This is a genomic window from Winogradskyella sp. A2 (genome assembly GCF_046762865.1).
Taxonomy (GTDB): Bacteria; Bacteroidota; Bacteroidia; order Flavobacteriales; family Flavobacteriaceae; genus Winogradskyella.
Genome location: NZ_JBKQXM010000004.1, coordinates 380235 through 402469, shown reverse-complemented (window position 1 = coordinate 402469; position 22235 = coordinate 380235). Strand labels below are relative to the sequence as shown.

General features: G+C 32.5%; 12 protein-coding genes. 7 read left to right on the top strand and 5 right to left on the bottom strand.

Going from position 1 to position 22235, the window contains the following annotated elements; all coding sequences use genetic code 11:
• Positions 1-8 precede the first annotated feature (8 nt).
• On the bottom strand, positions 9-2789 hold the full coding sequence (locus ACFWV9_RS10290; RefSeq protein WP_411895127.1) for a T9SS type A sorting domain-containing protein: 2781 nt from the start codon (positions 2787-2789) through the stop codon (positions 9-11).
• Positions 2790-4045: 1256 nt separating this feature from the next.
• Between ACFWV9_RS10290 and ACFWV9_RS10285 the strand changes: the two genes are divergently transcribed.
• The 7 genes from ACFWV9_RS10285 to ACFWV9_RS10255 all read left to right on the top strand — a co-directional run bounded on the left by ACFWV9_RS10285 (position 4046) and on the right by ACFWV9_RS10255 (position 13180).
• The gene (locus ACFWV9_RS10285) at positions 4046-4459 is read left to right on the top strand and encodes an HYC_CC_PP family protein (protein WP_411895126.1); all 414 of its coding nucleotides are present in this window, start codon (positions 4046-4048) and stop codon (positions 4457-4459) included.
• A gap of 109 nt (positions 4460-4568) precedes the next feature.
• Entirely contained in the window at positions 4569-8276 is a 3708-nt protein-coding gene (locus ACFWV9_RS10280; protein ID WP_411895125.1) for an efflux RND transporter permease subunit, read from the top strand.
• A complete protein-coding gene (locus ACFWV9_RS10275) occupies positions 8273-9508 on the top strand; it encodes a TolC family protein (protein WP_411895124.1) in 1236 nt (411 codons plus the stop codon). Before ACFWV9_RS10280 ends, ACFWV9_RS10275 begins: the two co-directional genes overlap by 4 nt.
• Positions 9509-9510: 2 nt before the next feature.
• A complete protein-coding gene (locus ACFWV9_RS10270) occupies positions 9511-10242 on the top strand; it encodes a heavy-metal-associated domain-containing protein (RefSeq protein ID WP_411895123.1) in 732 nt (243 codons plus the stop codon).
• 4 nt (positions 10243-10246) lie between these two features.
• Positions 10247-10957, top strand: coding sequence for a PepSY domain-containing protein (locus ACFWV9_RS10265; protein ID WP_411895122.1), 711 nt, complete (start codon positions 10247-10249; stop codon positions 10955-10957).
• 6 nt (positions 10958-10963) lie between these two features.
• Positions 10964-12736 (top strand): efflux RND transporter periplasmic adaptor subunit, encoded by a 1773-nt coding sequence (locus ACFWV9_RS10260; RefSeq protein ID WP_411895121.1) that lies wholly within the window; start codon positions 10964-10966, stop codon positions 12734-12736.
• A gap of 21 nt (positions 12737-12757) precedes the next feature.
• A complete protein-coding gene (locus tag ACFWV9_RS10255; RefSeq protein WP_411895120.1) occupies positions 12758-13180 on the top strand; it encodes a heavy-metal-associated domain-containing protein in 423 nt (140 codons plus the stop codon).
• Positions 13181-14091: 911 nt separating this feature from the next.
• Here ACFWV9_RS10255 and ACFWV9_RS10250 read toward each other — a convergent pair.
• From ACFWV9_RS10250 to ACFWV9_RS10235, 4 genes are all read right to left on the bottom strand, one after another.
• The gene (locus tag ACFWV9_RS10250; protein WP_411895119.1) at positions 14092-14727 is read right to left on the bottom strand and encodes a hypothetical protein; all 636 of its coding nucleotides are present in this window, start codon (positions 14725-14727) and stop codon (positions 14092-14094) included.
• A 183-nt stretch (positions 14728-14910) separates the two neighbouring features.
• A complete protein-coding gene (locus ACFWV9_RS10245) occupies positions 14911-18093 on the bottom strand; it encodes an SIR2 family protein (RefSeq protein WP_411895118.1) in 3183 nt (1060 codons plus the stop codon).
• A gap of 457 nt (positions 18094-18550) precedes the next feature.
• Positions 18551-20122, bottom strand: a complete 1572-nt coding sequence (locus ACFWV9_RS10240; RefSeq protein WP_411895117.1) for an alkaline phosphatase PhoX — start codon at positions 20120-20122, stop codon at positions 18551-18553.
• Between the two features lie 287 nt (positions 20123-20409).
• Entirely contained in the window at positions 20410-22116 is a 1707-nt protein-coding gene (locus ACFWV9_RS10235) for a toll/interleukin-1 receptor domain-containing protein (protein ID WP_411895116.1), read from the bottom strand.
• Between the last annotated feature and the right edge of the window lie 119 nt (positions 22117-22235).

The following is a 22235-nucleotide window of genomic DNA, read 5'->3' as shown; positions in this document are numbered from 1 at the left end:
TAAAAATACTATTTAATCACAATCTTCTGTGATGCTTTTCTATTATCTTCTGTATTGATATTGACAATATATGTGCCAGATGCTATGTTTAATGAAAGGTCTTGATTGGAGTTTTCATTAAAATTCAACTCTGAACTAAAGACTTTCTTACCTGAAATATCATAAATTGACAACATTGATTTACCTAGATCTTTACCTAAAATTCTAATATTACCATCAGACAAGGTCGGTGTAATGGCAAACAGTTCTTGCGATGATTCATCAATTGATAACTGATTTGTAAACGTGGACGTATATAAACCTCTTCCGTGTGTTGATGCCAAAATTGTATTGTCTACAGTTCTTAAATCTAAATCTAATACCAAAACATCGCTCATACCATTATACGATTGTACCCATTGTACACCAGTAGAGGTGTAGTCGCTTGTGCGCCAAACACCGAGCTCTGTTCCAATTATAAGCTCTTGAGGTAGAAGAGGGTTTTGTAAAATACATTTCACAGGTATATCTGGTAAATCGCCTTCAATATTTGTCCAGCTCGTACCACCATTATCAGTAAACCATATGCTACTAACTCCATAATTATGGAAGGTTACAAAGATTTCATCTTCAGTTTGTCCAAATTCTATATCAGAAATACTTCCTAAAAATAAAGGACCAGATATATCCGTAAATGTTGGTGTGGTATCAGCATTGTCAACTCTAATAAGCGTAGATGTTCTTAGGCCTACAAAAAGCTTTGTAGCTGTTGTAGTGAAAGGCGATACTTTAAAGGCAGAAGGTGAACTTGTCAAAAGCGCATCACTAAATATAGTTTCTGTAGCCGAATTTGAACCTAAAACAAATCGAGATATTCTATTTACAGAAGAGGTGGAAGTATTGGCATATAAAATATTAAGGTTATGATCTAGCTCTGCCTCATTTATAAAATTACCTTCGCTCGTCGTACTGGTATGAATATCATAACCATTAGCCATAGCATTACTTGTACTTGAAACGGCTGGACTACCCAATCTATAATTTACATGTATATGACCAAGTACTAGATATTCTCCATTACCAAATCCTGTAAGACCACCATTCACATCTATTTCACTATAACTACCATCACCACTGAAAAAGCCGAAAAAATCATCATACGGATTTACACCAGATGCTGAATTTTGGGAGATAACCGTACCATTATCCTGTGTACCACCAAATAAAATTTCATTAGATGCACTAGGTCCTATAGAACCATAGTAAAACTGTGTGGTATTGTAATTAGTTTCAATATTAGAAATACTAATGGATGTTGGCACAACGGAAATATCAGGTGTGTAGTAAACACCGCCATCAGTGCCAAAAATAGCTTCATCTTCGTTTCCTGTTCCAGGCCTAAAAACAATAGCATGTTGGTCTGCATGGACTATTGGCACATTTAAACCTGCGAGATTATTATTGTTAGACCACTTAGAAATCTGTTGCCATGTAGCACCAGCATCTTCAGACTTAAATAAATTGATGCCACCAATGTATAAATTGTCACTAGCATCAGCTTCAATAGGTAAATCCCAGAAGGCTTGCCCCCGAGTATAGTCTGTTGAAGGAATATCTAAATCTACATCATTCGGTTCAGCCAATGCCGTAAATGTTGTAAAGGCATTGTCAGTAGTGAAGAGATCTGCTTGTCCGCCAATATCTGCTGCAACCCAAAATCTATTGGCATCAGTAGAGGAGGGCTCCAATTCGGTTCTAGAGGCACCAGGTATCGTATTTATAAGATTAAAGGTTGTACCATCTGTAGATCTGAATATTTTACCACCAAAAAAGGCCCAATCACTTAATGTTGTTGTTAGCCAAACGTTATTATTAATATCAATTTCTAAATCACAAGGATTAGGCTGCGTACCATTAGATTCTGTAGCCAATGCGATCTGACTCCAGTTACTACCACCATCTGTAGATTTATAAAGGCCCTGTTCTAATAAACCATTCCATTCATTAGCATTACCACCAGAAGCATCATAGAATTCACCAGAAACGGCAATAAACAGTTCTGTGGTTGTGCCTAAATCTCTAGCAACAATATCGTTGATATAAAAAATACCATCAACAAAGGCATTACTGGTTATGGTACCAGAAGCACCACCAAATATATTGGTCCAATTAACACCACCATCTGTGGATTTCCATACACCGCGACCTATACCAAAACCGTTGGAAAAGGATTCTCCAGCACCTAGATAAAAGGTACTAGTGTTGTTAGGGTCGTGGATAATTACATTAACCCTTAGATTTGCCGGAATACCTGAAACCAGAGACCATGCAGATGCAGGATTGGTAATATCTTCATTGACCCACAAACCACCAGAAACGGAACCAGCAAACACACGATTGAAATCCGTATCATTAGGATCGAACATCATACCACGTGTACGACCAGCAACGTTATTTGGTCCACGTTCTACCCACGGACTAAAATTATCACCGCCACCTCCTCGGTTTTCAGCTCTAGCAGTCCTAAGTTCATTTTGAATCAGTTCTGCACGCTCAGGCATAGGTCTACCAGTATTAGGGTCTAGGGTAAGTTCCCATAATTGCTCATAATAAGCATTAGGAGGTAAGCCTTTAGATTTACGCTCTGTCTTGGTTAAACGTTGTGTTTGTTTAAAAGGACTGTTGTCTAGCAATTGCTTGTGTTTTTCACGCAAGCGTTCAGTTTCGGTAGTATTGGAAAACTGTGTGAAACAAAAAAGAATAAAAACTAGGGACAGGATTAACGGAATAATGAAGCGGTGCGTTTTCATGAGATAAATATTTTGGTTAATTATTCTTACATCGAATAAAATTTAAATTGTCATCGCTTTAATGCAATGAAGTGATATAAGATAAGCTCACAAAAAGGGACAAGATTAACAGAATAACGACACGTAGTTATTTCATAAGGTGTAAGAATTTGATTAATAGCTCTTTAAAGATAAGAAATTTTAAACTGAAAGAGAAGTATGGAGTCCATTAGTAAAAATACTATTTTACATACTATCTGAATATTATTATCCAGTGGATGATGATATGAAGATACAGAGTGGACGTTACATGACTTGTTCTTTATAAATACTATTTTACATAATATAAATTATAGGACAAATGCTATTATTTGTTATTTGAGAAGAACATACCATTAGTCAACTATAATGATATTATGTAAAATATCCCAGAAGCTTAATTATTAATGGTTTTAATGTGCAGTACTTGGGCATTAAACTAGAAACGGTTTGCTTCGCAGCGTTAAAAAAGCACATGTCCTATAATTTGCCGTTATGTCAAATGTCCGCTGCCAATCGCTCGATTGTTTATATAAATCAAATTGACAATACAATTTATTTATAACTCAATTTCCAGCCGCTTGCCAGCCGCACAATAAAAGCTAACTTTTTACTTCTATTAAAAATCGCGTAAACTACAAAATGTACGTGTTAAAAAATTTTAGACGATTCTCGTGGATTGCCACAAGAGCATAAATTTTGAAAAAAAACAAAATTCTATTCACTTGCTATATTTATAATTTCAAATAATCTTTTTTTAGTTTCTAATATCTTTTGTCTTGAAACACTAATAATTTAAGATGTCTGGTAGACATTTTAAATTATTACTAAAACAAAAATTCTTTATTAGGTATTTTAAAAATTGATAATCAATCAATTCTTTAAAATAGTATATAATTTTGGAAACAATTAACGGCTCATTCGCTATATTTTAGACTATTTGCTGTTAAGAAAATGTACAGTGCACATTTTTAGGTAAATACGATTTGAAACAAGTATTTAATAAAGCGTTGTATCCAATTACAATCATCCTCAGGATAATTGCATTTGTATAGCCTAAAATATGTACGCTCATTTCGCCTATTGTTTTGACCAAAATTTTATGAGGCCAAGCTAAACATTGAGATTCTATTTTACATAATAACAGATTAATAGCACTTGCAAATTGTTGTAATACTATTTAAATTAACAAGATATTGTCATTAAAGCCTAGAATATTTTTACCTTTGTATACAAATATGAAACAAGTATTCCATAAAATAATGTCTTTTGCAATGGCTTTTGTAGTGTTGTTCTCTACAATGTCGTTTACAATTAACATGCATTATTGTGGTGATACTTTAGTTGAAACTGCAATTTTCCAAAAAGCAAAAGGATGTGGAATGGAAATGGAAAAGCCTTCTAGTAAAGGTTGTGCAATTACAAAAAAGGATTGCTGTAAAAACGAACAATCATTAGTTGATGGTCAAGACGAATTACAATTTCAAGTTGACAACATTACTTTTGAGCAGCAACTATTTATAACTTCATTTGTTTACACTTATATTAATCTTTTTGAAGGTTTAGATAAGAATGTAACGTCCTACGAAGTATATGAACCACCACTCGTCATAAGGCAGCTCTACAAGCTAGACGAGACGTATTTAATTTGATTTTTAAACAATAGACTATGTTATCCTATAACTGTAATGTTATAAGGATAATTTGTTGTATTCGGTGTTTTCTTAACGCCAATGTCTAACTGTTTAATAATCAAAGCTAATGCTAAATAAAAGCATCAAATTTTTAATAGAAAACAAACTCGTTGCAGTACTCCTACTCTTTCTTTTTGTAGGATGGGGAACTGTTAATGCACCTTTTAATTGGGATACAGGGTTTTTACCAAGTAATCCTGTGGCAGTAGATGCCATACCAGATATTGGCGAAAATCAACAAATCGTATTTACGAAATGGGATGGCCGTTCTCCTCAGGATATCGAGGATCAAATTACCTATCCTCTAACCACTTCCCTATTGGGAATTCCTGGCGTAAAAACTATTCGTAGTTCTTCTATGTTTGGGTTTTCAAGTATCTATATCATTTTTGAAGAAGATATAGAGTTTTACTGGAGTCGTAGTCGCATCCTAGAAAAACTAAACTCATTACCAAGCGGATTGTTACCTGAAGGTGTTAATTCTGCTTTGGGACCAGATGCCACAGGTTTAGGGCAAATATTTTGGTATACACTTGAAGGTCGTGATGAAAACGGAAATGTTACTGGTGGATGGGATTTACAAGAGTTACGTAGCATTCAAGATTACTATGTAAAATATGCGTTATCGTCTGCAAGTGGTGTATCTGAAGTGGCTTCTATTGGTGGTTACGTTCAAGAATATCAAGTAGATGTTAATCCAGAATTGATGCGTCAATATAATATTGGATTGCATCACGTAGTAAAAGCAGTAAAAGAAAGTAATAATGACATTGGTGCTCAAACCTTAGAAATTAATCAAGCAGAATATTTAGTACGTGGTTTGGGCTATGTGAAATCTATAGAAGATATAGAAAATGCAGTCGTTATTTCTGAAGATTTTACATCAATACGAATTAAAGACATAGGCAAAGTATCGTTAGGTCCCACAGCACGTAGAGGATTATTAGATAAAGAAGGTGCAGAAGTTGTTGGTGCTGTCGTAGTAGCACGTTATGGTGCTAATCCAATGGAAGTCATTAACAATGTAAAAGAAAAAATAAGCGAATTAAGCGCAGGATTACCTTCTAAAGTCTTAGCAGATGGAAGAACTTCTCAAGTTACTATTGTACCTTTTTATGACAGGACAGAACTGATTCAAGAAACATTAGGCACACTAAATGAAGCCTTAACATTAGAGATTTTGATAACCATACTCGTGATTATCATAATGGTATTTAATCTTCGAGCTTCTATACTAATATCGGGCTTATTACCAGTTGCTGTGCTCATGGTATTTATAGCTATGAAGTTGTTTGGTGTAGATGCCAATATTGTAGCACTTTCTGGTATTGCTATTGCTATTGGTACAATGGTCGATGTTGGTGTCATACTTTCCGAAAATATTATTAGGCATTTAGATGAAGATGATGGAAAACTGCCAATAAATTCAGTAGTATATAATGCTACCTCAGAAGTATCTGGTGCTATAGTTACTGCAGTAATGACAACGATTATTAGTTTTATACCAGTCTTTACTATGATTGGTGCAGAAGGGAAATTATTTAGACCATTAGCCTTTACAAAAACCTTTGCTTTAACTGCTTCAATTATTGTGGCGTTGTTTTTAATTCCACCATTTGCAGCGTTTCTATTTAAAAGAAAAAGTATTAAAAAGAGTTTTAGCTACATTTTAAATACAGCTTTAATTGTCGTTGGAATAATCGGTATTATATATGGTTATTGGTTTTCACTAATCTTGATAGGCTTTGGAATTACAGGTGTCTTAAAACTTCAACAAATAGTTAATGAAAAACGTGCTAACCTTATCAATATCATCATTTCCGTAACTGCAATAGTAATTTTGTTAGCTGATTATTGGAGACCTCTAGGAGTTGATAAAAGCATCTTTTGGAATCTCATTTTTGTGAGTGTTATATGTTTTGGTTTATTAGGTGTTTTTACTTTATTTAGAAAATATTACACGCGTATTTTAAGATGGTGTTTAGATAACAACTTGCTATTCTTATCTGTGCCAACTGCCATTGTTATTGCTGGTTTTTTTATTATGAAAAACACAGGTAAAGAATTTATGCCATCTTTAAATGAAGGCTCTTTTCTATTAATGCCAACCTCAATGCCACATTCTGGTGTTGAAGAAAACAAACGTGTTTTGCAGCAATTAGATATGGCTGTTGCTAGTATTCCTGAGATTAAAACTGTTGTTGGAAAAGCTGGTCGTACAGAATCGGCTCTAGATCCTGCTCCACTATCTATGTATGAGAATATGATTCAGTATAAATCTGAATATATGCTGAATACAGATGGAGAACGTCAACGCTACAAAATCAATGAGGATGATTTGTTTGAATTGAAGGATGGCAGATTAATTGCAAATCCGAATAATTCAGAAAATGTCTCTTTAAATGCAGTCGAAAGGTCTCAATTAATAAAAGACGATGATGGCGAGTTCTATCGTAATTGGCGACCAGAAATTAAATCACCTGATGATATTTGGAAAGAAATCATAAGAGTAACCAAATTACCAGGTGTGACGTCAGCACCAAAGTTGCAGCCTATTGAAACCAGACTAGTAATGCTTCAAACAGGAATGCGAGCATCAATGGGAATAAAGGTAAAAGGTCAAGACTTAAATCAAATTGAAGCGTTTGGTGTGCAATTAGAAAACATTATCAAGGAAGCTGAAGGCGTTAAAAAGGAAGCTGTTTTTGCAGACCGAATTGTTGGTAAACCCTATTTGTTAATTGATATTGATAGAGAGAAAATTGCACGTTACGGAATTTCTATACAGGATGTGCAAGACGTATTAAAAGTCGCAGTTGGTGGTATGGTTTTAACACAAACGGTTGAAGGTCGTGAGCGCTATGGTGTTCGTGTGCGATACCCAAGAGAATTAAGAGCAAATCCAACAGACTTACAACAGATTTATGTGCCAGTTGAAAAAGGCAGTCCTGTTCCATTAAGCGAATTGGCAACCATTCGTTACGAACAAGGGCCACAAGTCATTAAAAGTGAAGACACCTTTTTAGTAGGTTATGTTTTGTTTGATAAATTAGATGGTTTTGCAGAAGTAAGCGTTGTTGAAAATGCACAAGCACTGATCCAAGAAAAGATAGATTCTGGTGAGCTAATAGTACCAAAAGGTATCAACTTTGCATTCACAGGAACTTACGAAAATCAATTACGAGCAGAAAAAACCTTATCTGTTGTTGTGCCATTAGCATTGGCAATCATCTTTTTGATACTGTATTTCCAATTCCGTTCTGTGGCAACCTCATTAATGGTATTTACAGGAATAGCAGTTGCTTTTGCTGGTGGATTCATAATGATATGGCTCTACGGTCAAGATTGGTTTTTAAACGTCAATTTCTTTGGCGAAAATCTGCGAGACTTATTCCAAATGCATCCGATTAATTTAAGTGTAGCGGTTTGGGTTGGGTTTATTGCACTCTTTGGTATTGCAACAGACGATGGTGTGGTTATGGCGACCTATTTAACGCAAACATTCGATAGAAATACACCGGAAAACAGGAAAGAGATTAGAGCATCAATAGTTGAAGCAGGTGAAAAACGAATCAGACCCTGTTTAATGACAACAGCTACGACCATATTAGCATTATTACCAATACTCACATCTACAGGACGCGGAAGCGATATTATGATTCCAATGGCAATACCAAGTTTTGGCGGAATGCTCATAGCCTTAATAACCCTATTTGTAGTGCCAGTATTATATAGCTGGAAATCCGAAGTTCAACTTAAAAGAGCAACAAAATGAAATACATAAAAATCAATATAAAAACGGTCTTTGTTCTTTGTGCTTTATGCTTCGTGCTTTCTGCGCAAAGTCAAGAGTTAGAAAAGCTTATTGATGTAGCATTGACTAACAATCCAGAAATTCAAAAATTTGAGTTGCAATACAAAAGAGTTTCTGAAAAGGTAAACGAAGTCAATACAATTCCTAATACCGAATTTGGTGTAGGTTACTTTGTGAGCGAACCAGAAACACGAACAGGAGCGCAACGCTTTAAAGTATCGGCTAATCAAATGTTACCGTGGTTTGGTACAATTACTTCACGAGAAAATTATATCAGTTCATTAGCGGATGCAAGATATGAAGACATTGTTATTGCAAAGCGAAAATTGATGGCTTCTGTATCACAATCCTACTATAATTTATACACCAACAAAGCGAAACAAAGGGTGCTAATAGAAAATATTAAACTATTGGAAACCTATGAGACATTGGCTCTAACATCGGTTGAGGTTGGTAAAGCATCTGCTGTAGATGTGTTGCGATTACAAATGCGTCAAAATGAAATGCAACAATTAAAAGATGTTTTAAGTCAACAGTTTTTAGCAGATCTAACGAATCTTAATAATCTTTTGAATAGAGAAAATGATGTTGCTGTTACTGTGGTAGATAGTTTAATGATGCCTTCAGAAGACTTTGAAATCATAACTGAAAATTTAGCATTACATCCCGAATTGTTGAAGTATGATAAACTATTTCAATCCATAGAACAATCAGAATTACTTAACCAAAAAGAAAGTAGTCCTATGATTGGTTTTGGATTAGACTATATCAATGTTTCTGAAAGACCAAATATGAATTTCTCGGATAACGGTAAAGATATTGTGATGCCAATGGTTTCGGTGTCAATCCCAATTTTTAATAAAAAATATAAATCTCAAACCAAGCAAAATGAGTTAGAACAGCGAGAAATAGCAGCTCAAAAACAAGAACGATTAAACACTTTGGAAACACTTTTAAGCAAGGCAATTAATGAACGTATTTCGGCAAGAATAAGTTATGAGACTCAAACCAAGAATTTAAAACAAGCTAAAGATGCAGAAGACATCTTAATCAAAAGTTACGAAACAGGAACGATAGATTTCAATGATGTTTTGGATATTCAGGAATTGCAACTAAAGTTTCAAATGAACCAAATAGAGTCTATTAAGGGCTACTATGTGCAAAGCACAATTATTAATTATTTAATACAATAGTAATGAAACATACATATAAAATTACAGGAATGACTTGTGGCAGTTGTAAAGCATCTGTAGAAAAAAGTTTAGAAAACATAGAAGATGTAACTAATGTTGAAGTTAATCTCGGAAAAGGTGAAGTAGAAGTAAATATGAATAAACATATTTCAACAGATATATTACAAAAAGCATTACCAGAAAAGTATACCTTATCAGAAAAGCAAGAAAAGAATGTGTTTGCATCTTCAAGTATGACGACAATGCCAATGGAAGAAGAAAAAAGCAAACTACAACAATTAAAGCCCTTACTATTAATCATCTTTTATATAGCAATGGCAAGTGTATTATTACATTATAAAGACTGGAGTTGGGGTAAATTTATGCTCGACTTTATGGGCTTATTCTACATCGTGTTTAGCTTCTTCAAAATGTTAGATTTAAAAGGTTTCCCAGAATCTTTCAAAATGTACGACCCATTTGCAAAAAAGGTTCCTGCTTATGGTTGGATTTATCCATTTATTGAAACTGCTTTGGGTCTAATGTTTTTAATGCGCTTTAAAGTAGAAATTGCTTTAATAGTAACACTTGTTGTTTTAGGTATTACAACTGTTGGAGTTACAAAAACATTATTGGATAAAAAATCTATTAGATGTGCTTGTTTAGGTACAGCTCTGAAACTTCCTATGACAGAAGCCACGTTTATTGAAAATGCCATTATGATTGTAATGGCAGTATTAATGCTAATAAATTAAAACAATGGTAAACAGACATACAGCATTAAAGATTAGAAAAACCCATAGATATTTAGGCTTGTTTTTAGGTATTCAGTTTTTGTTTTGGACAATTAGTGGCTTGTACTTTAGTTGGACGAATATCGATGATATTCACGGCGACCATTTCAAGAATTTAGATTATCGACCACAAGCTTTCAATAATTTAATTAGCCCATCACAACTCAATGTTGCTAATGGCATCAATACTATTGAATTGAGAGACATTAACAATACACCTTACTATTGGGTAAATAAAAAACAATTATACAGTGCTATTGATGGAAGCCCAAAGAATAGCATCACAAAAGATGAAGCACTTTATATAGCAAAAAACTATATGAAAAGTGATTTGGTAGTTGAAAATGTAGAGCAAATTAATGAGACTGGAAAGCACCACGAGTATAGAGAAAAGTTATTGCCAGCTTATGTGATTTCTTATAAATCTGACGAAGCATTAAAAGCTTATGTGTCCGTAAAAGATGGAAAATTTCAAACTGTAAGACATCGTAGTTGGCGTTGGTTCGATTTTTTATGGATGACGCACACAATGGATTATGAAGGTAGAGATAACTTTAATACAGTAGTTTTAAGAGCATTCTCGTTGTTAGGTTTAATAACGGTTTTGAGTGGCTTTTTACTATGGTACACATCGTCACCATCAATCAGAAAAATATTAAAAAAGAAGAAAAAATAATTAGAGATGAAAAAATATATAATTTATATCGGAATATTAGCTGTGGGACTTCTAATGGGATGGTTCCTTTTTGGTGGTTCATCAAATACAGAAACAGAGCACAATCATGATACAGTAACAGAAACTAATCAAATGTGGACGTGCTCTATGCATCCACAGATTATGCAACCAGAAATAGGCGATTGTCCTATTTGTGGTATGGATTTAATTCCTGCTGAAAATAGCTCTGATGGTTTATTAGTAGACCAATTCAAGTTAACAGAAAATGCTATGGCATTGGCAAATATTCAAACAACCATAGTCGGTAAAGGAAATGTTGATGGCAACACAATTAAATTATCTGGTAAAATTGCTGAAAATGAAGAAGCTAATGCAGTACAAGTAAGTTATTTTTCGGGTAGAATAGAACGTTTGAATATCAGTTTTACAGGAGAAGAAGTCCGTAAAGGTCAATTATTAGCAACCATTTATTCGCCAGAATTGTATGCAGCACAACAAGAGTTAATTACAGCATCATCTTTAAAGGAATCACAACCTGCATTGTACAAGGCGGTTCGTAATAAATTGAAGTTGTGGAAGCTATCTGAAAATCAAATCAATCAGATTGAAGAAACTCAAAAAGTAAAAGAAAACTTTCCAGTTTATGCAACCGTTTCAGGAACAGTAACCGAAAAATTAGTAGAACAAGGCGATTACATAAAACAAGGCCAACCATTGCTTAAAATTGCAAATCTCAATACAGTTTGGGCAAACTTTGATGTCTATGAAAATCAAATCGATTTATTTAAAAAGGGACAAGAAGTTTTAGTGACTACAAACGCTTATGCTAATAAGGAATTTAAAGGGAAAGTAGATTTCATTGAACCAATTTTAAATACTAAAACAAGAACAGTAACCTTACGTGTGGTGCTTAATAACAAAAACGATGTATTTAAACCAGGAATGTTTGTAACCGCAAATATTGAACGAGTTTCAAGTAGTAATAATGAGGTATTAACAATTCCAGCATCTGCTGTACTTTGGACAGGTGAACGTTCTGTTGTCTATTTAAAAACCAATCCAGACCAAACCGTTTTTGAAATGCGTGAAGTTGTTTTAGGCAATCAAATCGGTAATGAATATGAAGTTTTAGAAGGATTATTTGTTGGCAATGAAATCGTAACTAACGGTATATTTACGGTTGATGCAGCAGCACAATTACAAGGGAAAAAGTCTATGATGAATAAAGATGGTGGTAAAGTAATGACTGGACACGAAGGTCATTTAGGTATGGATAACAATGCATCTAACAAAGAAAGTGACCATACTAATATGAACCAAAGATTGACAGTATCAGAGAAATTCCAAGAACAATTAAAAGTTGTTTACAATGATTATATCAATTTAAAAGATGCTTTAGTTAAAGAAGATTCAAAAAACACTTCAGTTAATGCAACAAGTTTATTAAACAATTTAAGTAAAGTGGATATGAAATTATTATCAGACAATAATGCTCACACACATTGGATGTCATTAGCAGGCGACATACAATCTTCTGCGACATCTATTTCTAAAACCTCTGTAATAAAGACTCAAAGAGACCATTTCAAGCATTTATCATCACATCTAATCAATGCGGTTCAATTATTTGGTGTCAATGAAAAAGTGTATGTAGAGTTTTGTCCAATGGCAGATAATAACAATGGCGCATACTGGTTGAGTAAAGAAGAAAAAGTAATCAATCCATATTTTGGTGATGCAATGCTTACCTGTGGAGAAGTAAAACAAGTAATAGAATAATAACAATTAAATTTTTAAACAATGAAGAAAGTAATTTTAAGTGTAGCTGTAATAATGGCTATGGGTTTAACAAGTTGTAAAAATGAAAACAAACAAGAAAAAGAAGTGACAACAGAAGCATCTAAAGAAATGGCTATGGCAGACATTTCATTTGGTGTAAGAGGAAATTGTGGAATGTGCAAAAGCACCATTGAAAAAGCGGCGAACAAAATTGAAGGTGTAGCTAATGCAACTTGGGATGTAGACAAAAAGAAAATAGATGTGTCTTTTGATGATACCAAAACAGATGCAATGGCAATTCATAATGCAATCGCAGAATCAGGTTACGATACTGAAAAAGTTGTAGGTGATTTAGAAGCTTATGATGGTTTACCAGGATGTTGTAAATACGATCATGCTATGGAAATGAATCAATCTGGTGAAACGAAAGAAGATGATCATTAAAAACTATAAATTAGAACCTATTGAAATCAAATATTTTGATAGGTTCTTATTTTAAATTACAATAAACATATTCCATTCCACACACATTTTCCACCACTCCTCTGCCCTTTTCTAAAAAGAGTGTTCCATTAACTGAGTAAAGAAACTATTAGATTAAATTTTTCTACAATAAGAAGACTAACATGAGCTTTTAACCAAAGCCCATGTTGTACATAACGCAAGTACATTATAGGACACTTGTATATAAAAGCGTAATACCGCCCTTGGGCGATATTTAACATACTTTCAATATTTAATTATCCATTGGATGATTCAATATTGAAACAAATTGATGCTTGATGAATTAATTTATAACCTAAACACTAACGTGGCTACATATCTATAATCTGCGTAGCTGTTATATATCGAACGTGATTATGATAAGCGTAAATTATAGGACACTTATATATAAAAGCGTAATAGCGCATAATTGCGATATTTGACATAATCTTAGTTCTAGCGACACGCAGTGTCCTATAACGTGAAAGATTATGTACAAGCTAAATGTGGGTTTAAAACTAAAACCACTTTCACTGCGTATTAAAAACTAATCATCCACTGGATAATTAAATTATAATAGTGTTTCAGCCTAATTGTGATATTATAAAAACTATTCATTGTAGCCTTTTAATAATAACCTGATTAGGACAAGCCTTATAAACACAGCTTCTATAATTGCGTAATTCTGCACTAGTCTAAAGAAATTTTGAAATACGCGATTTATAGCGCCTAGCGTTGAAACGTAACATGGTATGTTTAATATTATGTAAAATAGAACTTGTAAAATGAATACAGTTTATAAGCTCCATGAATTCTTATTTAAAAAATAAAAATGAGATGAATAAAATTTATGAGGCCAAGTTTAAATAGGATCAACCATATTTTTTATACAACAAAAAGACACAAATTGATATTAAAACTAAGACTATCAATAGTATGACAATAGTTTTAGTAGAAATAATAGGGTCAGTTTTTATATTATCGTTACTGATATTTTTGCTAGGACTTTTTGTATAATCAATCGCTCTATGATCCAAAAGATGCTGTTCCATACGCTTCTTAAAAACAGTATCTAATGGTGCTTTAAAGGCAACTTCAAATGAATCTATATCTTTGGCTTTTAAAGAATCTATAAGTTCTTTATTAGTCATAGTCTTTTTATTGATACTGTCTATTTTAATTATAGAATCTAATAATTTAGTCAATTCATTCGTGTTCGAATCAATGCTTAAATTTTGATCATTAATGAGTTCAAGTATAAATTTGTAGATTCTTTCCTTTTCTTTTTTGTCTCTATTTTCCCTAAATTTTATAATTTGTGCAAGTCTATCAAAAACCCCCTTTTGCTCTTTACTAAAGGTCAAAGTATCATTAAGATCTACCGGTAAAGGAGTAACTAATTTATCTTGAGCAAAGTTGACGGTTGGACATAGATTGAAAACAATAAGCAATAACATTACGAATTGCATTTTTAAAGAAGAATTCCCTTTGTGTAAATAATGTTTCATATCTAATTCACAAATTTAAAGTAATGTTTACAACATAAAAGAAATCCTCTCTACTATTGTTTGAGCCAAATCGCAAAATGAGATTCGATTGAGCTTGCGAGGTCAAATTTCTCATTTAAGATTCATGAGCTCACTTTATAAAACAGAAATGCTTGTGAATAAAATTTTATGAGGTCGAGAGCTTTAAATTAACTCATTTTCTTTTTCTTTAATAATTTCAGCTTTTATTCCATATAAATAAAAATGCAATTTTATCTTTACATTTGTTCCTAGTTTATAATTTTTATAATTACCTTTTATTAATTGTATAAACTGTTGATATTGATTTATTTTGACAGCCTTATATTTGGTTTTATACCATTGACTAATAGTACCATCAAATATTAATTCTTCTCCATCTGAATCCGACCACACGTAATGAAAAGAGGGATTTAGTCCATAAAATTTACCTTTAATTTGTTTTAAATATTCTATACCATCTCTAAAATGTAAATTATATGACTCAGCTATAAAGTTGAAATAGTAATATCTTAAAGGTATTTCATCTTCTAAAAATGAATTTTTTCTACATAGTCTTAAAAATTTAATTCTATTATTTACATCAAACAAACGTCTACCATAGTATTTAACTAAGAACTTAACGACTTCATTATTTTCTGTGTAGTTTGACATTTCATTAATTAATTCTTCACAATTAACAAACCAATCATCAATTTTCTCCTTATTATCCTCATTATAATTATACAATAAAATGCACGCATACGGTCTTAAATTCTGGTCAGCATAAATTCCATCTAAATATTCTTTATATTCATTTAAATTTACTGAATGTCTAACGGTAGAAACATATTTAGCTTTTAATTCTAAGATTCGATTTATATCATCTGTTACTGTGTTTTCAGCTAATTCGAATAATTCTTCTATTTGTATTCTTTGAGCTATTTTATCTACATCATCAAAGTTTAAGTTTTTCATTTCCCACATCAGCAATACAATATAGCTAGTATAACTATATGGTGAAAATGGATCCATTAACTGTTTAATATTGAAAAGTTCTTTAGCCTCATTTAAATAAATACTAACAAAACTTGTTACTTCTTCATTTTCATCAAACAATAGCTTTGCTAATTCATAATTTATAGACGCTCTGCGGTGTATAAAACGATGATTTCTCCTAGACAATAATGATTCCGCATAAACTAATACTTCAAGTGCCTTTCTTAAAGATTTTTTAGTTCTTCTTCTTTGTAAATTGATAGAGTAATTAAGTAAAAAGTGTGGGTCATCTGATAATCTTGTATATCCTAAATCAAATAATTTTTCTATTTTAGAATCAGAATAATAATCAGACCTTACAAGAGTTTTTAGTAGATTATTTATTAGGTAAGAATTAGATTTTCCAAAGTCGATTGAATTCAACATCTTTTCAAATAACTTAAATTGTTTATCCTTATTTGGTTCTATTTTTTTTATTAATTCTTCTGCTATTACCGAATGTTTTGTTCTAAAAAATAGGTCAGGTTCAGTTCCATAGGAGTTAACATATTCTTGAACCAGTATACCTTTGCCTTCAGCTTGAACTACATTTTTTATAAAATCTTCCCAGTTTTGTGACACTAAATTCTTTAACCAACTAGCAGGCATCATTAATTTAAATTGGTGTAGTAAAGCTGTATAAAGAAATGCTTTTTGGGAATCAGAAGAAAGTTGGTTATAAGCATCCAATAAGTCGTTTATATGTTTACCATTTGTAACTAATTTTAAAAGAGAAACAAACGAATCATTCTTATATATATTCTTAATATTAGATAAAATTTCATTCTTTTGTGAGGCATCACGATAGTTTACTAATCCAACATTTTTTAGTTTAGTTAGTAATTCAGATATCTCATTATCTGAAAAATTTGCGGAAACGGGAATCTCATAAGTTCTTTTAAAATCTCTTTGCAGCTTATATTTTTCAAGAATATTTTCTCGAATAGGAACTAAGAAAAACACATTAAAATCATTAAACTGTTCAATACTCAATTCTCTTCTAAGCTCTATCATCGCCTTAAAAGAACTTTCAACTTCTAATTCATCGCAAAATAGAATAATGTTTTTTGCATTACTGATGTTAAATAAACTAATTAAATCTTCCTTTTTAAGTTTTAAAAAATCTAGAATTTCGAATGCAACCAATTCTAATTCTGAATCATTAGAAAGTTCATTTATTAATCTTAAAGTGAAAGTTGATTTACCAATTCCAAAATCACCTTTTAAGAAAAAAATCGGAAGAAAAGGATCATTAGCACCACTAATATTAGTTTCTATCTGAGTTCTTACCTCTTTATACAAATCCTCTTTTATGACATCTACACCTCTTCTAATTATATCATAATTAGGCTCTTCTCCTTTATAAAAATCAACATCTTTCAAAAAGGCACTAGTGTTTTGAGAATTTAATTGCCTTAATACATTTTCTAAGTCAATTGCAAGTCTATGAGGTATATTAATTCTCGCTTGTTGAGAGTTTGTGAATGATATTCTTTTTCTCTTAACAACAGCTTCTAATTGTGAATTATTCCATTCTTCATATTTCTTAAAAAATTCTTCAAAAGAACATTTGATAATACTTATTCTTTTTTGTTTATAATAATGTAAAGCGTTTTCATTTGGATAAGGGTCTATATTATAAATCCATTTCCTATCTCTAAAATTATAAGAATCATATTTTTCTAATAAATCATTTCCAAAGGAATCACTAAAAGAATATCCAGCTGAGATAAAAGATATTCTATCCGATAAATTTTTTAAATCATTTAAAACTACTTTGTAAAATTTGTTTACTCTGTCAAAATCATCAGTAGAAAAAGCAAATGGATATTTTCTTTTATCTTGTAAACAACCATTAAGTTTCACATATTTAATTTCTGAGTTACTGACTCTATAATTATAATCTTTATGCTCTTTAATTGGAACTAAATCATGAGCATAATTAGTTGAACTTTTAACTTTATCAAAAGCTTGTTCAACTAGTAAATCATAATTTGTGGTAATTATTTCTCTCCAAACTATAGATGCCATTGTCAAATGACCATCTGTAGGCTTATATTTTGAAAGCATATTTACAACTTCTCTATCAAAATGATCTCTATCAAATTCTGGGTCTGCAGATAAAATGTCAACAAATTTTGTGATATCAGGCTGATTATATTCTTTTCCTAAATAACTTTCGTAATTATCAATAATTTCTTTACTAAGATATTTCTTCTCACTTATTGAAGCACCAGCACCAAGAAACAGTATAGAATTACCTTCAGATATTTTTTTGAATAATTTAATAAGTTGTTCACTCTGTTTTTCTAAATCTAAAATATGCTCCATAAAATGACAAATAAAATTGCTGATTAGAGACTATAAGTCATACTAACCTAAATGATTAATAGTATAAAATTAATTAATTATAGGGAGAGCTTAAATTTACAAAATTATGTAGGAAATTAGGTAAGGGAAAACCGTAAATGTTTGAGTAATAGTTTATTTAAATTCATTCCACAAGCATTTACTCACTCAACCCTTCTATTAATTAAATAGGTGTTCGTGAATCTTATTTGAGCTATTTGGTTTCGTTATACTCTAACTTATTAGAAGTAACTAGTCTTATTACACTCAACCGAATCTCAAATTTCGATTTGCCTCCACTACTCTACCCTTTACTCATTTGTTTAATATTTTGGTAAATAGGCATTCGTGAATCTTCAGAAAGATTTGCCTTAAGTCAATCTTTCCTAGATTTCTGAAAAAGAATGTTTACTCGCTCTAATACTATGGTTTTTTAAAATTATTCAATCAATATTTTGCGAGTTGTTTTGTTGTTTACTTTAATAAGATATAAGCCAGAATTCATAGTTTTAAGATCTAATTGAACCTCATTAACCGCATGATAATCAACATCTAATAAGGTTTCTCCTAGTAGCGAATAGAGCTTAATATTGTTAATCTCGCTTCCTTTTATTACCAAATTATTAGAGGGATTCAATGGATTTGGAAACATATTAAATGCGTTTAAGGCTTCATCTTCAACAGATAAAGACGGTCCTAAATTTTCAGCTAAAGCAACTACTAATGTGGTACCTAAATTAAAGTCTACCTCATTACCAGCTATGTCCATCTGATTGGCATTGTTTGTTACACTAGGATGCTGAATTGACATAAATAAATATTTATAATCAGGCGTAAATGTAATACCTGTAGGTTCAGAACCTGTGGGAACAACTCCAAAAATTTCAACATCTGGCGTTGCTTGTGAATGTCCGTTTTTAACAACCCAAATGTAACTGTTGCCACTGTCTTGAAATACCCATAAATTGCCCTGACCATCAAATGCTAGATTGTCATTTCCATTAGCCCATGGTACACTTGTTGTACTGGTTCCATCAAATATATCGTAACTAGCGCCACCTCCTACAAACGTCTCCATAGTTACTGTGGATGCGGTGGTTTCTAATGCATCAGAATCGGTAAATCGATATACTGTACCTTCACCTTTTACGGCAAAATAAATATAGCCATCTGGTCCAATTTCCACATCTTCAATACCATCAAATACAGTGGCATTAACACCTGTTACACCACTTTGAATTAAGGTGCTATTTTGTTCTGCTTGGTTTGAGTTATTCAAAGCAAGCCATGCTCCTGCGCCATTTTTAAGGCCTTGAAAAACATAGAGGCTTCCGCTACTTAAATCTTGAGCATTATCTGCTACAAATTTGTACAGATAACCTGGATCAGAATCTGCACCTTGATAGACTGTGCGATTATTGCTGTGTATGGCTACATTTTCATGAGCAAAGTTGCCCATTTCATAATGTTTTGCCAGGACCGTTTTTGTAGCTGGGTCAATCTCTATATTCCATCCAAGATCATTATAACCATCAAAAGGAGGAAATATATCAGGTACGCTACCTTCTTCACAAGTGATAACCGTTCCCCATGATGTTACTGTACCAGAACAATTTGCGGCTGTACCACCAACACTCGAAAAATCGAGGTCTTCAGAACTTGTAGTGTCCCAAAGTTGCGTTGTTGCATTAAAATTTATATCAAAAACCATAACACCACCACCGCCATCAGTTAGAGCACTGCCTTCTGAATTGATGCTTAAATAACCATTAGTACTACTATTGGCAATTGGCACATAAGCTGTAAAATCTGGTTTGGGTTTAAAAGTTCCTCCTTGAGTGAGTGGGTCACCTACTTCAGCTATCTTTTGAAAAACATGACTCGATGCTATTACAAATTCATCGGTTTGCGCAACTGGAGTAATTGAAGTGAAATCTGCAATATTCTGTGTATGAACAGCAGTAAAGAAGGTTAAGATACAGGGCAGAATAGTAATTTTTAATAGTCTCATAATTTATACTTTTAAAATTAATACTGAAAAGCGTATCCAAATAGTGGTATTATTCTAAAAGTACTAAATACAATTTAAAAAATGTCTTAAAACTATGATTATTAAATGTTTGGAGTAACAATTTCGAAAGTTAAACAAGCATTAAGAACACATAGTGATACAGGTAAATAACCACCATAGTCCTGCAAAGAAGATGAGTATTTCACTTATTTATACATAGATAACTTGGGAATAAGGCCCATGTTTACATATTTCTAGTGCATTATAGGACAAATACATAGTTTCTATTATTCTATTAAAAATCGCTTTTTATCTTCTTCAGTTAACTCAGCCATTTCATCTGGAAGAAACATTGTATTTAGGCGATGAATAATTAATTCTGGGTGAAGCGGAAAAATAAAGCGCCTTTCGAGCTCAGGTATTTCTGGCGCTACAGGGTAAAAATCTACATAAAAGAATTGATTGTCTTCAGAAAACCCAAACCTGTAATTTGATGTTAAATCATCCATGGGCATGTCAAACTTAAATAATCGCTCACCATTCTTTAAGTACACACCTAAATTATTGGCATACATAATACTATCAGTACTATAAAATTTTATGGGGCTCGAAACCCTTGTTTTTATATCTAATGGCCATCTTATATTTAATTTTTCAGGTAAAAGATCACCAAAGAGTAAGGTCTTTAATCCACTATCAGTCATTTGATTCTGAAGGTCCTCTATATAGGGCCAAGCCTCCGTTTTATAGCTATGGTAATAAAACTCGTCATGTCCATCTGACATTGGCCTAAATTCTTCAGGATCCCATGGCCAGTATTGACTTTCGGTTAGGACTTTGTCGCCATTATCAAGAAAGAATAAATTAGTTACCGGATAACGGTTGTTCATAAATGTCTTTCGTTTTCGTACCGATGGAAAAAAATAATTCCAATACTTATACAAAGCAGGTTCAATCAAGACACCACGATTATTTCGGGTTATAAGTGCATATTTTTTATCTAAGGAGTGCAAAATATCATTGTTAGATATTGGGATTCTTGTATTATCATAAACATCTTTATCTAATGGTGGTTCTGCGAATAGTTTTCTATCTGTGGTAGGCTTTTTGTTTTCATCAAAAGTCAAATAAAAATCGTTACCACTATAGAATACTTGAATGAGTTTTGTGGTAATATCTTTTCGAGGTAATTCATTGTTTTTGGCAAACCTATATGCATATTCCGCTAATCTTAACGCTTTAGTAGGGTCCTCACCCATCTCGGTTTGCACTGCTGATATGTAGTTTCCCAACAATGCTTTATTAGCTTGTTTTTTGGCCTCTTGGCGTTGTAATTCTGCTATGTTCATTTGATTAAATGCAAAAACAGCCAGTGCTATCGCTGCAATAAGTAAAGTAGATAATCCGGCGATGACTGAATTTCTAATTCGTAAGGTTTTATTGTGTTGCAGTGTTGCCTCACCAACCATATCGCCAATGGATTTACCATGAAGTGTCGCAGCAAGTAAAATGATATTGTTCTTAAAATTAGGATTTTCGAGTGATAATTGCTCTTCCTTGCCAAAGCCTTCTCTAAAATCTACATAAAGAGGTTCATTATTAAAGGCACCAGATAAGTTTTTAGGTATGGCTGTAGTTCTAGACCAATTAAAATCATTAGTACTTTCGTCCCAAACTAAATCACCTTGAGTGAGAACAACCAAGAAATTATTCATGGATTTCGTTGCCTTCCAGTGCTCTACTTCTTTCTTGCACCATCTTGATTTGGCGGCCCTTTCTGATGCCATGAAAATGAAATATTCAGATTCATCTAGGCCATCTTCAATTTTACCCCATAAATCAGGTGATGCAGACAGATCATTGGCATCACGAAATATTTCGAGCGCTCTTTTCTTGAATAGTGGTTTTGCGAACTTTTCTAGCGCACTTTCTATACGTGGTGCGAGTACTGAATCTTTTGAATGACTATAGGAAATAAAGGCGTTGTATTTCATAAATTAGAAGTAACAATATAGCTCTGCGATTGATTCTTATCGTTTATATCCATGTGTATTATAAACTATTCTAAATATAATGAAATTTAAAACATAGAAGTTTTAAATCCATTCTTGCC